At 69.6% G+C, this 13,973-nt stretch carries 12 protein-coding genes; 9 read left to right on the top strand and 3 right to left on the bottom strand.

Annotated elements, in window-relative coordinates; all coding sequences use genetic code 11:
• The first annotated feature begins 40 nt into the window (after positions 1 to 40).
• From fbaA to ACIBK1_RS04550, 4 genes are all read left to right on the top strand, one after another.
• Positions 41 to 1,063, top strand: a complete 1,023-nt coding sequence (gene fbaA, locus ACIBK1_RS04565) for a class II fructose-bisphosphate aldolase (protein WP_030507732.1) — start codon at positions 41 to 43, stop codon at positions 1,061 to 1,063.
• Between the two features lie 104 nt (positions 1,064 to 1,167).
• Positions 1,168 to 1,590: a DUF3151 domain-containing protein gene (locus ACIBK1_RS04560; RefSeq protein ID WP_030507731.1), complete on the top strand. Its 423-nt coding sequence runs from the start codon at positions 1,168 to 1,170 to the stop codon at positions 1,588 to 1,590.
• 193 nt (positions 1,591 to 1,783) lie between these two features.
• Positions 1,784 to 3,067 carry an adenylosuccinate synthase gene (locus ACIBK1_RS04555; RefSeq protein ID WP_396732283.1) on the top strand — a complete coding sequence of 428 codons (1,284 nt, stop codon included), beginning with the start codon at positions 1,784 to 1,786 and terminating at the stop codon, positions 3,065 to 3,067.
• Between the two features lie 102 nt (positions 3,068 to 3,169).
• A complete protein-coding gene (locus tag ACIBK1_RS04550; protein ID WP_036406278.1) occupies positions 3,170 to 4,096 on the top strand; it encodes a glycerophosphodiester phosphodiesterase family protein in 927 nt (308 codons plus the stop codon).
• Between the two features lie 296 nt (positions 4,097 to 4,392).
• Here the strand turns inward: ACIBK1_RS04550 and ACIBK1_RS04545 are convergent, their stop codons facing one another.
• The 3 genes from ACIBK1_RS04545 to ACIBK1_RS04535 form a co-directional block, all read right to left on the bottom strand.
• Positions 4,393 to 4,587, bottom strand: coding sequence for a ferredoxin (locus ACIBK1_RS04545; RefSeq protein WP_030507728.1), 195 nt, complete (start codon positions 4,585 to 4,587; stop codon positions 4,393 to 4,395).
• Between the two features lie 19 nt (positions 4,588 to 4,606).
• A complete protein-coding gene (locus ACIBK1_RS04540) occupies positions 4,607 to 5,803 on the bottom strand; it encodes a cytochrome P450 (RefSeq protein ID WP_396732279.1) in 1,197 nt (398 codons plus the stop codon).
• Between the two features lie 188 nt (positions 5,804 to 5,991).
• Positions 5,992 to 7,062, bottom strand: a complete 1,071-nt coding sequence (locus ACIBK1_RS04535; RefSeq protein ID WP_231513858.1) for a magnesium and cobalt transport protein CorA — start codon at positions 7,060 to 7,062, stop codon at positions 5,992 to 5,994.
• Positions 7,063 to 7,600: 538 nt separating this feature from the next.
• Between ACIBK1_RS04535 and purD the strand changes: the two genes are divergently transcribed.
• From purD to ACIBK1_RS04510, 5 genes are all read left to right on the top strand, one after another.
• A complete protein-coding gene (gene purD, locus ACIBK1_RS04530) occupies positions 7,601 to 8,842 on the top strand; it encodes a phosphoribosylamine--glycine ligase (protein ID WP_396732275.1) in 1,242 nt (413 codons plus the stop codon).
• A 91-nt stretch (positions 8,843 to 8,933) separates the two neighbouring features.
• Positions 8,934 to 9,782 carry a phosphoribosylaminoimidazolesuccinocarboxamide synthase gene (locus tag ACIBK1_RS04525; RefSeq protein ID WP_396732272.1) on the top strand — a complete coding sequence of 283 codons (849 nt, stop codon included), beginning with the start codon at positions 8,934 to 8,936 and terminating at the stop codon, positions 9,780 to 9,782.
• Positions 9,783 to 9,956: 174 nt separating this feature from the next.
• Entirely contained in the window at positions 9,957 to 11,234 is a 1,278-nt protein-coding gene (murA, locus tag ACIBK1_RS04520; protein WP_030507723.1) for a UDP-N-acetylglucosamine 1-carboxyvinyltransferase, read from the top strand.
• Between the two features lie 262 nt (positions 11,235 to 11,496).
• Positions 11,497 to 12,741, top strand: a complete 1,245-nt coding sequence (locus ACIBK1_RS04515) for a transcriptional regulator (RefSeq protein WP_159454805.1) — start codon at positions 11,497 to 11,499, stop codon at positions 12,739 to 12,741.
• Between the two features lie 36 nt (positions 12,742 to 12,777).
• Positions 12,778 to 13,740, top strand: coding sequence for an EamA family transporter (locus ACIBK1_RS04510; protein ID WP_051761643.1), 963 nt, complete (start codon positions 12,778 to 12,780; stop codon positions 13,738 to 13,740).
• The last annotated feature ends 233 nt before the right edge of the window (positions 13,741 to 13,973 follow it).

Genomic DNA, 13,973 nt, shown 5'->3' with positions numbered 1-13,973 from the left:
ACTTGCCACGCCGCATACCGTCAGAAGGAGATGACTTCGCATGCCTATCGCGACTCCAGAGGTCTACGCCGAGATGCTCGACCGCGCCAAAGAGGGCGGCTTCGCGTACCCGGCGATCAACGTGACCTCGTCGCAGACCCTGCACGCCGCGCTGCGCGGCTTCGCGGAGGCGGAAAGTGACGGGATCATCCAGGTGTCGACCGGTGGCGCGGAGTTCCTCTCCGGCACCACCGTGAAGGACATGGTCACCGGGTCGGTGGCGTTCGCCGAGTTCGCCCGCGTGGTCGCCGAGAAGTACCCGGTGACGGTGGCGCTGCACACCGACCACTGCCCCAAGGACAAGCTCGGCTCGTTCGTCCGCCCGCTGCTGGAGATCTCCGCCGAGCGCGTCGCGCGCGGCCAGGACCCGCTGTTCCAGTCGCACATGTGGGACGGCTCCGCCGTGCCGCTGGACGAGAACCTCCAGATCGCCAACGAGCTGCTCGACAAGACCGCGGCCGCCAAGGTCGTCCTCGAGATCGAGATCGGCGTCGTCGGCGGCGAGGAGGACGGCATCGTCGGCGAGATCAACGAGAAGCTGTACACGACGCCGGAGGACGCTCTGGCCGTCGCCGAGACCCTCGGCCTCGGCGAGCGTGGCCGCTACATCGTGGCCGCCACCTTCGGCAACGTCCACGGCGTGTACAAGCCGGGCCACGTCAAGCTGCGCCCGAGCGTGCTCAAGGAGATCCAGGACGCCGTCGGCGCCAAGTACGGCAAGGAGAAGCCGTTCTCGCTGGTCTTCCACGGCGGCTCCGGCTCCACCCTGGAGGAGATCCGCGAGTCGATCTCGTACGGCGTCGTGAAGATGAACATCGACACCGACACGCAGTACGCCTTCACCCGCCCGATCGTGGACCACATCTTCCGCAACTACGACGGCGTGCTGAAGGTCGACGGCGAGGTCGGCAACAAGAAGGCCTACGACCCTCGCGCGTATGGCAAGGCGGCCGAGGCCGGCATGGCCGCGCGCATCGTCGAGGCGTGCCAGCAGCTCAAGTCCGCGGGCACCAAGATCAAGTAAGGGAACGGCCCGGCGGGAAACCCGAAGCTCCATTCTTGTATCGGTCTTCGGTTCCCGCCGGGACGCCATACCCCTGCGGCTCTTGGACAGGTAAGACTGTCCCCATGGAATCGCACGAGAACCTCCTTGCCGGCCCGCCGCCCACCTTGCTGCCGGACAACGCCGAGGCGCGGCAGATGCTCGAGTCGGGCGCCAAGGCGGCAGACGTGGCCGCCCGCTTTCCCGCCCACTCGGCGGCCTGGGCCGCTCTCGCCGACGACTACTTCGCCGCGGGTCACGCCGTCACCTCGTACGCCTTCGCACGGACCGGTTACCACCGGGGTCTCGACCAGCTGCGCCGGGCGGGCTGGAAGGGGCACGGGCCGATCCCGTGGGAGCACGAGCCGAACCAGGGGTTCCTGCGCTGTCTGAACGCCCTGGCCCGGGCGGCCCAGGCGATCGGTGAGAAGGACGAGGCCGAGCGCTGCGCCCAGTTCCTTCGCGACAGCAGCCAGGAGGCCGCGGAGGCGCTCACCGCGAACTCCTGAGCGACTAATTGAACGAATTGCCGGGATGACTCCTGGACGAACTGCCAGAACGGGGCCACATACGGGACGGTTCGGCCGTCTCGGGACTTAAGACTCCGTTCACCCTCGGCATGCCCCTCAGGTAGTCTCTGTGTGCAAGAGGCCCCTGCCGCGCTTGCGTCAGGGGCTTTCGTCTTGGTGCGGGAGTTAAACCATGCCGGCTGTCGTTCTCGTTGGCGCCCAGTGGGGCGATGAGGGCAAGGGGAAGGCCACCGACCTGCTGGGCGGTGACGTCGACTACGTCGTGCGTTACCAGGGTGGCAACAACGCGGGCCACACCGTCGTCATCGGCGACCAGAAGTACGCGTTGCACCTGCTGCCGACGGGCGTGCTCTCCCCCGACGTGGTCCCGATGATCGGCAACGGCGTGGTGATCGACCCGGGCGTGCTGCTCAGCGAGATCGACGGGCTGGCCGAGCGGGGCATCTCCTGCGACCGGCTGCTGATCTCGGCCAGCGCGCACCTGATCATGCCCCAGCACAAGGCCATCGACAAGGTCAGCGAGCGTTTCCTCGGCAAGGCCAAGATCGGCACGACCGGCCGCGGCATCGGCCCGGCGTACGGCGACAAGATCTACCGCATGGGCATCCGGGTCCAGGACCTGCTCGACCCCGGCATCCTCGGCAAGAAGATCGAGGCCGCGGTGGGCGAGAAGAACCAGATCCTCACCAAGATCTACAATCGCCGCGGGCTCGACCCGGCGAAGGTGCTGGAGGAGTACCTCGGCTACGCCGAGCGGCTGCGCCCCCACATCGCCGACACCTCGCTCGTGCTCTCGCGGGCGCTCGACCAGGACAAGGTCGTGCTGCTGGAGGGCGGGCAGGGCACGCTGCTCGACATTGACCACGGCACCTACCCCTTCGTGACCTCCAGCTCCCCCACCTCCGGCGGCGCCTGCGCCGGCTCCGGCATCCCGCCCACCCGCCTGACCAGGATCATCGGCATCCTCAAGGCGTACACCACGCGCGTGGGGTCCGGGCCGTTCCCGACCGAGCTGCTGGACGAGCAGGGCGACTGGCTGCGCCAGACCGGCGGCGAGTACGGCGTCACCACCGGCCGCAACCGCCGCTGCGGCTGGTTCGACGCGGTCATCGCGCGGTACGCCACCCGGATCAACGGCGTGACCGACTTCTTCCTGACCAAGCTCGACGTGCTGTCCGGCCTGGAGCGGATCCCGGTCTGCGTGGCGTACGACGTCGACGGCGTCCGCCAGGACGAGATCCCCATGACGCAGACCGAGTTCCACCACGCCACGCCGATCTACGAGGAGCTGCCCGGCTGGCAGGAGGACATCACCGGCGCCAAGACGTTCGAGGACCTGCCGCCGAACGCGCAGGCGTACGTCAGGGCGCTGGAGGAGATGAGCGGCGCCCCGATCTCCGCCATCGGCGTCGGCCCGGGCCGCACGCAGACCATTCAGATTCGTTCCCTCATCTGAGGACCATCCGGATTCGCTCCCTTATCTCATGATCAGTGGCGTACGCGCCCGGAACCGGAGGGTTCCGGGCCGCGGACGGGCGAGGCGGTAAGGTACGCCGCTGTGCATGGATACGTTGAGCTGCACGGGCACCGTGGAGCGCGGGGCCTGAGGCCCGAGAACACCCTGCCCGGCCTGGCGTTCGCGCTGGAGCTGGGGGTCGACGCACTCGAGTTCGACGTCGCCATGTCCGCGGACGGGCAGCTCGTGCTCACCCACGACCTGCACGTGTCCGCGGTCACCAGCGCCGACACGGGCATGGCCGTTCCCGGGGACGAGATGTTCCCCTACGTCGGCAAGCCGATCATCGCGCTCACCCTGCCGCAGCTGCGCACCCTCGACGTCGGCGTACGGCTGCCCGAGCGGCCGGACGACCGCTTCGCGCTCACGCAGGTGCCGCTGCCGGACACCCGGATGCCGACGCTCGGGGCGGTGCTCGGCCTGATCGGCGCCCTCGGCGCCGACGACGTGCGCCTCCACGTGGAACTGAAGTCCGATCCGACCCGTCCCGACCTGTGCGCCGACCCGCGCCGCTTCGTGGAGGAGGTCGTCCACGAGCTCGACCGGCACGACCGGTTGTCGAGGTCGGCCCTGCTCAGCTTCGACTGGCGCATCCTGGAGGCCGCCAGGCCCATGGTCGAGCGGCGGTACGCCCTGGTCGAGCGCGACACGATGATCCCTGCCTGGATGAACGGCATCCGCCTCGGCGAGGTCGGCGGCGACCTCGCGGCGGCGGCCGCGGCGGTGGGCGCGACGGCGTTGTCCCCCGACCGCGTGCTCGTCGACGAGGCGCTGATGACCGGGGCGGCCCGGCGGGGCCTGCCGGTCGTGGTGTGGACGGTCAACGAGCCCGACGAGGCCGCCCGGCTGATCGACCTAGGAGCGGCCGGGATCGTCACCGACTACCCCGACCGCATGCGCCGCCTCTGGAAGGCCCGCGGCCTGCCGCTGCCCGGTCCGGTGACCCCGCTCCGCCCGGTGGGAGCCTGAAACCGGGAGCCCGAAACTGAGAGCCCGAAACTGAGAGCCCGAAGCACCGCTCGGAGCCCCGGGCGAAGGGGACGCCGCCAAGGGACGCGAGCAAAGGAACGCGAGCACAAGGGTCGGGCACAAGGGAAGAGCCCCGCCCTGAGGCGGTTGTCTCAACCACCGAGGCGGGGCTCCAGGGTCACCCACAAGAATGGCTTTCACAGCCAGCTTCCAGCCAAGCGCATCGGACCGTGCGCGTCAAGTAGCTGAGCGTCACCCGGCCCAGCGCGTAGCACCGTCACACGGCCCGTGCGGCCTCACTCCTCCACGGACAGCGCACCTGACGGGCAGAGCTGCACGGCCCTGTTCACGGCGGACGTGAGATCGGCCGGGGGCTCGGCGTCGAGCACCACGACCGTCCCGTCGTCCTCGCTCTGATCGAACACCCGGGGCAGCGTGAGCACGCACATCCCCGCACCGATACACCGTCCGGTGTCCGCTTTGATCTTCATCGTTCCCCAGCGACCTTCCTCACCACAGCACCGGCAGACGGTGCACACCATAGATGGCCATATTGGACCGCAACGGAACCTCCCGCGCGGGCACGGCCAGGCGCAGGTTGGGGAAGCGGCGCAGCAGGGCGGGATAGGCGATGCGCATCTCGATCCGGGCGAGCTGCTGGCCCAGGCACTGGTGGATGCCGTGCCCGAAGCTCAGGTGCCCGTGCGCCGGCCTGCTCACATCGAGGGCGTCGCCGCCCTCGAACCGCTCGGGATCCCGGTTCGCGGCCCCCAGGGACAGCGTCACCGACTCGCCGGCCCTGATCAGGCTGCCGCCGACCTCCACGTCCTCCAGGGCCGTACGGGTCGGTCCGATGTGCACGATGCTGAGGTAGCGCAGCAGTTCCTCCACCGCGTTCTCGACGGCGGCCGGGTCGTCCCGCACGACGGCGAGCTGGTCCGGGTTCGTCAGCAGCGCGAACGTGCCGAGGCCGAGCATGTTGGCGGTCGTCTCATGACCCGCGATGAGCAGCAGCAGCCCGACGCCGCCGATCTCCTCGTTCGTCAGCTCCCCGCCCGCGACCAGGCCGCTCAGGATGTCGTCGGTGGGCTCCTTCGCCTTCATCATGACGAGACCGTGCAGGTAGGAGTACAGATCCTGCACCGCGGCCCGGACGTCCTCGATCGGGGAGCTCAGGTTCAGCAGCACGGCCGAGTCGCGCTGGAACTTCTCCCTGTCCTCGTACGGCACGCCGAGCAGTTCGCAGATGACCAGCGAAGGGATGGGCAGCGCGAAGGACTCGACGAGGTCGGCGGGGGCGCCCTCGCGTTCCATGGCGTCGAGGCGGCTCTCGGTGATCTCCCTGATCCTCGGTTCGAGCTGCTTCATCCGCCTCACGGTGAACTGCCCGGTCAGCAGGCGGCGATAGCGGGTGTGCGCAGGGGCATCCATGCGGATGAAGAACCCCGGCGTCAGCGGCTCACTGCGGAACTCCCCACGCTGGGGGATCGGCGAGTGCAACAGTTCCGGGCGGGTGCTGAAGCGGTTGTCGGCCAATATGGCGCGGGCCTCGGCATAGCCGGTCACCAGCCAGCCCTCGTGCCCGTCCGCGTACGTCATTCGCTGGATCGGCGCCTCGGCGCGGCGGCGTGCCAGTTCGTCCGGTGGATCGAAAGCACGTTCCCGAGTGAGGGGATAAGTCGCCAGCCGGGGTGTCGCCTCTGTCATGACACGCTCCTGCGAGAGTGGAAACGGTCGATGTGTCGAGCGGCCCGCTCCCCCCACCTAACAACATCATTTGACATATCGCAATGACTGATTGCTCATGATTCCGGTCATGAAGCGTACGCGTCTCCGGAAGCCCGTCGACGCCCGCCGGGACGCCCGTGGGGCGGCGTCCCGGGGGAAAAGAGCGGTCAGAGCCAGCCGTTGCGGCGGAAGGCGCGATGCAGGAGCGTGCAGGCGACGACCATCACGCCGATCACGACGGGGTAGCCGTACAAGGAGCTGATCTCGGGCATGTGCTCGAAGTTCATGCCGTAGATGCCGGCGATCATCGTGGGGACCGAGATGATCGCCACCCAGGAGGAGATCTTGCGCATGTCCTCGTTGGCGAGGGCGTTGGAGCGCGCCAGGGCGGCCTGGAGGATCGAGTCGGACAGCTCGTTGGACGCCTGGACCTGCTCGCACACGCGGGACAGGTGGTCGCCGACGTCGCGGAAGTACTCACGCATCTCGGAGGGGATGCTGCGCCGCTGGGGAAGGGCGTTGAAGGGGGTCTGGAGCGGTCCGACCGCGCGCTTGAGCTCCAGCATCTCGCGCTTGAGCTGGTAGATCCTGTTGATGTCGCGGGAGCTGACCTCCGCGAAGACGGCCGCCTCGACCTCTTCGAGCTCGGCCTGCATGAGGTCGGCGACCTGCAGGTACTTGTCCACGACGTGGTCGGCGATGGCGTGCAGGACACCGGTGGGACCGCGGCCGATCAGCTTCGGCTTCGACTCCAGCTTCTCGCGGACGTCCCCGAGCGGACAGTGCCGCCCGTGCCGTACGGTCACCACGAAGTCGGGCCCGACGAACACCATGATCTCGCCGGTGCCGATGATCTCGCTGCTCGCCGCCGACACCTCGTGGTCGAGGAACGCGACGGTCTTGAGCACCACGAACAGCGAGTCGCCGTACCGCTCGACCTTGGGGCGCTGGTGGGCCTTGATGGCGTCCTCGACGGCGAGCGGGTGCAGGCCGAACACGTCGGCGAGCCACTCGACCTCGGGCGCGGCGGGCTCGTGCAGACCGACCCAGACGTACGCGTCGGGCACCTCGTTGGCCTGGTTGTGCTCGCGGACCAGGCGCACGGCCTCGGGAATGCCGCCGGCGTCGACCTTCTCGCCGCCGACGTACGCGCCGAACTCGACGAGGGAGTTGCTGGGCGGCACGCAGCGGACGATCGGGTCCACGTCCATGGGCGTGGCGCCAAGGTGGGCGGACATTACGCGGGTGTGCCTGTTCATGCGGGGAAAGAGCAGAGTGGAGCGCATGGCGGTCCCTTCCCGCCCGAGCCGGCACGCTCTACGCGCGACGCGATGTCACCCCTTCATACAGGCGTGAGCTGCCCCTCGGGCTTCAGTTTCGGAGTGGTCGGGAATGCGCACGACGTACGTGCGCGAGCACGTACTGACGGGATCACCAGAATTCATCCCAGACCACCTCCAATCGCCACGAGACAGCGCGAAGCCTGTCTAACCTACCACACAGCCGTTGGACACCTGTTCCAGGGTACCCGCGTCAAGTGCCGTCGATCATGCACTTCTTGCCAAAAACAGCCCGAGCAAACTGGCCATCGATGTGTATCCCCGCCCAAACCGCTCCGCCCAACCGCTCCGCCCGGGCGTGCCCGAGCCGTCGTGACGAGCACGGTGCCGTCACAAGGAGCACGGTGCCGTCATGACGAGCACGGCGCCGCGGCGCGGGAAGCGGCAGACAAACCGCGCCGGAGGTGTGACAGGCAAACACTGCGACAATGGTCGGGTGCGCGTACTTGTCATCGGTTCCGGGGGTCGTGAGCACGCTCTGTGCCGGGCCCTGCGGCTCGACCCCGCCGTCGTAGAGGTCCACTGCGCCCCCGGCAACGCCGGAATCGCCGAAGTGGCCACCCTGCACCAGGTCACGCCGACCGACGGGGCGGCCGTGACCGCGCTCGCCGAGCGCCTCGGCGCCGACCTCGTCGTGATCGGCCCCGAGGCACCACTGGTCGCCGGGGTCGCCGACGCCGTCAGGGCCGCCGGGATCGCCTGCTTCGGCCCGTCGGCTGAGGCGGCGCGGGTCGAGGGGTCCAAGGCGTTCGCGAAGGACGTGATGACCGCCGCCGGGGTGCCGACCGCGCGCGCGTACACCTGCACCACGCACGAGGAGGCCGCGGCGGCGCTCGACGCGTTCGGCGCGCCGTACGTCGTGAAGGACGACGGCCTGGCCGCGGGCAAGGGCGTGGTCGTGACCGACAGCCGCGAGGAGGCCCTGGAGCACGCCAGGGCGTGCGGGCGGGTCGTCATCGAGGAGTATCTCGACGGCCCCGAGGTGTCGCTGTTCGCCCTGTGCGACGGGACGGACGCGGTGCCGCTGCAGCCGGCCCAGGACTTCAAGCGGGCCTATGACGGCGACAAGGGCCCCAACACCGGCGGCATGGGGGCCTACACCCCGCTGCCGTGGGCGCCGGAGGACCTGTCCGAGCGGGTGATGGCCGAGATCGTGCGCCCGACCGTGGCCGAGATGGCGCGGCGCGGCACGCCGTACACGGGTGTGCTGTACGCCGGGCTGGCGCTGACCGCGGACGGCCCCCGGGTGATCGAGTTCAACGCGCGGTTCGGCGACCCGGAGACCCAGGTCGTGCTCGACCGGCTGGAGACCCCCCTCGGAGGGCTGCTGCTCGCGTGCGCGACCGGCACGCTCGCCGGGCATCCGCCGCTGCGGTGGCGTGACGGCGCCGCCGTGACCGTGGTGCTCGCCGCGGAGAACTACCCGGCCGACCCGGTGAAGGGCGACCCGATCGCCGGGCTCCCGGTGACGGTCGAGGGCGCGTACGCGCTGCACGCGGGCACGACCCTCGACGGGACCAACCGGGTCGTGTCGAACGGCGGCCGGGTGCTCAACGTGGTCGGCACGGGCGCCGACGTCGCCCAGGCCAGGGCCCGGGCCTACGAGGCGCTGGAGCAGATCACGATGCGTGGCTCTCACCACCGCTCCGACATCGCCCTGACCGCCGCATCCTCCTGACGCCCGACGATCGGTGATGTCCGCGTATCGAGGCGCGGCCGCGGGCTCTCCCCCTGCTCAATGCGCGGTGGAGAGCTGGGAAGATGGAAGAGTGAAGCACCTGCACTCCGGCAAGGTACGCGACCTCTACGAGACCCCCGACGGGCTGCTGCTGATGGTCGCCTCCGACCGCATCTCGGCCTTCGACTACGTGCTCGAACCCGGCATCCCCGACAAGGGGGAGATCCTCACCCGGCTGTCCCTGTGGTGGTTCGAGCAACTCAAGGACGTGGTCCCCAACCACGTGGTCTCGACCGACGTCCCGGCGGAGTTCGCCGGCCGCGGGGTGCTGTGCCGCAGACTGCGGATGGTGCCGGTGGAGTGTGTGGCACGCGGTTACCTCACCGGCTCAGGACTGGTGGACTACCGCAGAGAGGGCGTCGTCTCCGGCGTACCGCTCCCGGAGGGGCTCACCGACGGGTCCCGGCTGCCCGAACCGATCTTCACGCCGTCGTCCAAGGCCCCGATGGGCGAGCACGACGAGCCCATGACGTACGAGGAAGTCGCGGCCGAGGTGGGCGAGGACGTGGCCGAGCGGCTGCGTCGCATCACTCTCGACGTCTACAACCGCGGGGCCGAGATCGCTTTGGAACGTGGCATCATCCTGGCCGACACGAAGATCGAGCTGGGCTGGGACGCCGACGGCGTGCTGACGCTGGGCGACGAGGTGCTGACGCCCGACTCCTCCCGCTTCTGGCCCCTGGACCAGTGGGAGCCGGGCCACTCCCAGCCGTCGTTCGACAAGCAGTTCGTCAGGGACTGGCTGCTGTCCCCCGAATCGGGCTGGGACAGGTCGTCCGGCGAGGCGCCCCCGCCGCTGCCCGGCGAGATCGTCGAGCGCACCCGCAGCCGCTACGTCGAGGCGTACGAGCGGCTCACCGGCGAGCGCTTCCGCGGCTGAATCACAGGGGTCACGCAAGTAGTCTCAAGTGACTCGTTCCCCCCTGCGTTCTAGGGGTAGTTCCTCCCCGAAACTCCTGGAACAGCGGCTACTCTAGGCCGATCGTCCTCGCCGACGCGTCGGTCTGCCGGCTGACGGGAGTCCCCCATCCTTCCCCCGAAATAGGAGCAATTCATGGTCCGTTACCGCGTGCGCGGTGGCAACGTACTGCGTGGAACCGCCTTCATCCAGGGCGCGAAGAACGCCGTACTGCCCATGATCGGGGCGGCGCTGCTCGCGGCCGAGGGCCGCACGGTGCTCCGCAACGTGCCCGTCATCGAGGACGTTCGCCGGGCGGTCGAGCTCGCTCAGGCCGTGGGCGCGAAGGTGGAGTTCCACGAGAGCGAGCGGACGCTCGTCATCGACGCCTCCCGCCTGACCAGCCCGGTCCTGCCCGCGGAGATCGCCCGCCGGTTCCGGGGGTCGGTGCTGTTCGTCCCCGCGCTGCTCCACCGCCTCGGCGAGGCGATCATCGAGGGCATCGGCGGGTGCAACCTCGGCAGCCGCAACCTCGACTTCCACTACCTGGGCTACAAGCGCCTGGGCGCGATGGTGGACGAGGGCGAGGCCGTCATCCACATCAAGGCCGGCGGCCTGATCGGCGCCCCGCTGTACCTCGACACCCCGTCGCACACCGGCACGGAGAACCTGATCATGGCGGCCTCGCTGGCGCGGGGCACCACCGTCATCGAGAACGCGGCCCTCGAACCCGAGGTGCTCGACGTCATCACGATGCTGACCCGGATGGGCGCGCGCATCCGCGGCGGAGGCACGGGCTTCATCACGGTCGAGGGCGTCGACGAGCTGACCGCGGTGGAGCACACGGTCATGCCCGACCGGCTCGACGCGGGCGTGTTCGCGATGGCCGCGGCGATCACCGGAGGCGAGGTCAGCCTGGTCGGCGCCTCCCTCGAGCACCTCGGCGTGGTCCGGTGGAAGCTGGAGCAGATGGGCGTCGAGTTCGAGAACCACGGCGCGGTGCTCCAGGTTCGCCGCAACCGCCCGCTGCGGCCGATCAACGTCATCACCGACACCTACCCCGGCTTCGCGACCGACCTGCAGTCGCCGCTGATGACCGTGGCCTGCCTCGCGGAGGGCTCCAGCTACATCCACGAGCGCATCTTCGACGGCCGTTTCGCGCTCGCGGGCGAGCTGAACAAGATGGGAGCGAACGTCGAGGTCGAGGGCAGCCGGGCGGTCGTGCACGGTCCGACGCCGCTGCACGGCACCGACGTGACGGCCCACGATCTGCGATCGGGAATCGCGCTCGTGCTCGCCGGCCTCGCCGCGGAGGGCGAGACCACGATCGGGTCCGGATATCTCATCGACCGCGGGCACGCCGCGCTCGCCCAGCGTATGCAGGCACTCGGCGCAGATGTGGTGCGTGAAATTTCCACTTCGGACGAGGGCTGAGTCCGGAAACCTTTACTAATGCCCTGACCAGCGCGGATCTTCCGATTTACGGAACCGCCCAGACCACCCAGAATGGTATTCCGGTAAATCTGGGCGTGACATTACGGCCTTAACCAGCGATCGTTCCAAAGAGAAGCCACAACAACGAGGGCGACGTGGGATGGGACGAACATTGGTCGAACGCACGGAAGACACTCCGCGCGGGTCACGTCTGGGCACGGTGACACCCGACCTCACCATCGGCGTGGTGGGGTCGCATGATCTGGTCGAGCGGGTGATGCTCATGGGGCACTCGGCTGCCCCGGTGCCCTGCCGGCTGGTCGCCGCCGCGTACCGGGATGAGCAGGAGGCGGCGGACAAGGTGACCCGGCTCGGTCCGGGTGTGGACGCGTGCCTGTTCGCGAGTCCGGTGCCTTTCGAGCTCGCCCGGCGGGCCGGCGTGCTGACGATGCCGGCCACGCACGTGCAGCTCGGCGGGGCCGCGCTCGTGGCGGCGATCGCACGGGCCGCACTGGACGAGCGGATCGATCCACGCCGGGTGAGCCTCGACGTGCTCGGCCGGCCGGACATCGACGAGGCGTACACGGACCTCAACCTCTCCTCCGGTGAGGTGCACAGCCGTGACGAGCCGGGCCCGGTGGGCACGATCACGGCCTTCCACGAGCGGTTGTTCCGCCAGGGGGCCACGACGGGCGCGCTCACGTGCGTCCATGGCGTGGCCGACCGGCTGACGGCCGCCGGGGTGCCGGTGGTGCCGATCAGGCCGACCTCCGCGGCCGTCCGTACGGCACTGCACACGGCGGCGCTGCTCGGCGCCCGCCACCGGCTGGAGGAGTCGCAGCTCACGGTCGTGCTGGTCGAGGTGCCGACGCTGCGCGAGCCCGTACGGCGGGCCGCGCCGCGCTACTGGCGAGACGAACTGCGGCTGTCGCTGCACCGCCTGCTGGTGCAGGAGGCCAACCGGATCAATGCGAGCGTGTGGCCGATCGACGACCACAGCTACCTCGTGGTGGCGACCAAGGGCTCGATCGCGGCGGCCACGGACGGGTTCCGGGTGCTGCCGTTCGCCGCGCGGATCCGCGAGGAGCTGGGCCTGGCGGTCGAGGTGGGTGTGGGGATGGGCCGCACCACGCACGAGGCCGAGACGCACGCCAGGGGCGCGCTCGCCCGCACCCAGGGCGGCAAGCAGCCGCAGGGTTTCGCGGTGGACCGGGAGGGGCGCGCACTGGTGCCGCCGCCCCGGATGCCGCCCCAGCCGGGCGGTCCGGTCAAGCCCAAGGGGGTCGAGGTGCTGGCGCGCCTGGCCGCCAAGCTGGAGGGCGGGGACACGGTCGTGGACGCGGAGGGCGCCGGGCGCATGCTCGGGGTGACTCCACGCACGGCCAGGCGGTTGCTGCGCACGCTGGTTGACGAGGGACTCGCGTGGCCGCTTCCGCCCAACCGCACCCCTCAGCCGGGCCGGCCGCGACAGCTCTACCGGCTGATCGTGGAGAAGCTGAACCGGTAATCGTCGCTCTGAAGCGACGGTCTATTGTCATGACCCATGGAACGAAACGGTCATGACGCACGGGTGTGGCTGGCGCTGGCGGCCGTGTACGTGGTGTGGGGCTCGACGTACCTCGGCATCGCGATCGCCATCCAGACCCTTCCGCCTATGACGAGTGGTGGACTCCGTTTCGTCGCGGCGGCGCTGGTTCTCGGCACGGTCCTGCTGGTCAGGGCCGTGCCACTCCGCATGCGGTGGAGGGAGTTCGGGAGCGCCGCGCTCGTCGGGCTCCTGCTCCTCGCCGGAGGCAACGGCATGGTCGCCGTGGCCGAGCAGCACATCTCCAGCGGCCTGGCCGCGCTGCTCGTCGCCTCGACCCCGCTGTGGCTGATCGTGCTCAGGACGGTCTTCAGGGACCGGCCGCACGTGCTGACGTTCGCCGGCGTGCTGGTGGGCTTCGCCGGAGTCGCCTTCCTCTCGCTCAGGGGCGGCGGCGCGTCCGGCAGCGGGGCAGGCATCACCGTGGTGCTGCTGGGCTCGCTGTCGTGGTCGGTGGGCTCGTTCCTCTCCCCGCGGATCCCGATGCCGGCCAACCCCTTCGTGGCCAGCACGGTCGAGATGGCGGTGGGCGGCGTCGCCCTGCTGGTCATGGGCCTCGTGCAGGGCGAGCGGCTGCACCTCGCCACGGTGAGCTGGCAGTCGTGGACGGCTCTGGCCTACCTGGTGCTGGTGGGCTCGCTGGTCGGCTTCACGTCGTACATCTGGCTGCTCGGCCACGCGCCGATCTCACTCGTGTCCACCTACGCGTACGTGAACCCGGTGGTGGCGGTGCTCCTCGGGATGGCGGTCCTGGCGGAACCGGTCACCGCGGCCATGCTCGTCGCGGGAGCCCTGATCGTCGTGGGGGTCGCGCTGGTCGTCTCCACCGAACGCCGCGGCCGGCCCGCGACGCCGCCGGAAGAGGAGACCGCCGCGGGAGCCGGACGCGTCACGGCGTCCCAGCCGGCCTCCGAACCGTGAGACCGATCCGGCTCGATGGAACCCATGAGACCGATCCGGCTCGGTGAAGCACGAGGGCGATATCGGCAATTCGAGGCCATGACCGAATAAGGCACCTGATTTCGCTGCGATCTGCCGATTATCCCGCGGTATTCGCACGAGAAATGCGAAAGCGTCCCACGGAGGCCGGAGTGGGCGCCCCGATGGGGGCCGACTGCGAAATAGACAGAAGTCCACTAACGTCACAGCCGCAA

The organism is Microbispora rosea (assembly GCF_044460045.1).
Classification (GTDB): domain Bacteria; phylum Actinomycetota; class Actinomycetes; order Streptosporangiales; family Streptosporangiaceae; genus Microbispora; species Microbispora rosea.
This window is presented reverse-complemented; position numbering and strand designations above follow the sequence as displayed.

Coding starts and splice junctions, on each gene's coding strand:
- fbaA (WP_030507732.1), top strand. CDS start 41: ATGCCTATCGCGACTCCAGAGGTCTACGCCGAGATGCTCGACCGCGCC.
- ACIBK1_RS04560 (WP_030507731.1), top strand. CDS start 1,168: ATGGAATCGCACGAGAACCTCCTTGCCGGCCCGCCGCCCACCTTGCTG.
- ACIBK1_RS04555 (WP_396732283.1), top strand. CDS start 1,784: ATGCCGGCTGTCGTTCTCGTTGGCGCCCAGTGGGGCGATGAGGGCAAG.
- ACIBK1_RS04545 (WP_030507728.1), bottom strand. CDS start 4,587: ATGAAGATCAAAGCGGACACCGGACGGTGTATCGGTGCGGGGATGTGC.
- ACIBK1_RS04540 (WP_396732279.1), bottom strand. CDS start 5,803: ATGACAGAGGCGACACCCCGGCTGGCGACTTATCCCCTCACTCGGGAA.
- ACIBK1_RS04535 (WP_231513858.1), bottom strand. CDS start 7,062: ATGTCCGCCCACCTTGGCGCCACGCCCATGGACGTGGACCCGATCGTC.
- murA (WP_030507723.1), top strand. CDS start 9,957: ATGGTCCGTTACCGCGTGCGCGGTGGCAACGTACTGCGTGGAACCGCC.
- ACIBK1_RS04510 (WP_051761643.1), top strand. CDS start 12,778: ATGGAACGAAACGGTCATGACGCACGGGTGTGGCTGGCGCTGGCGGCC.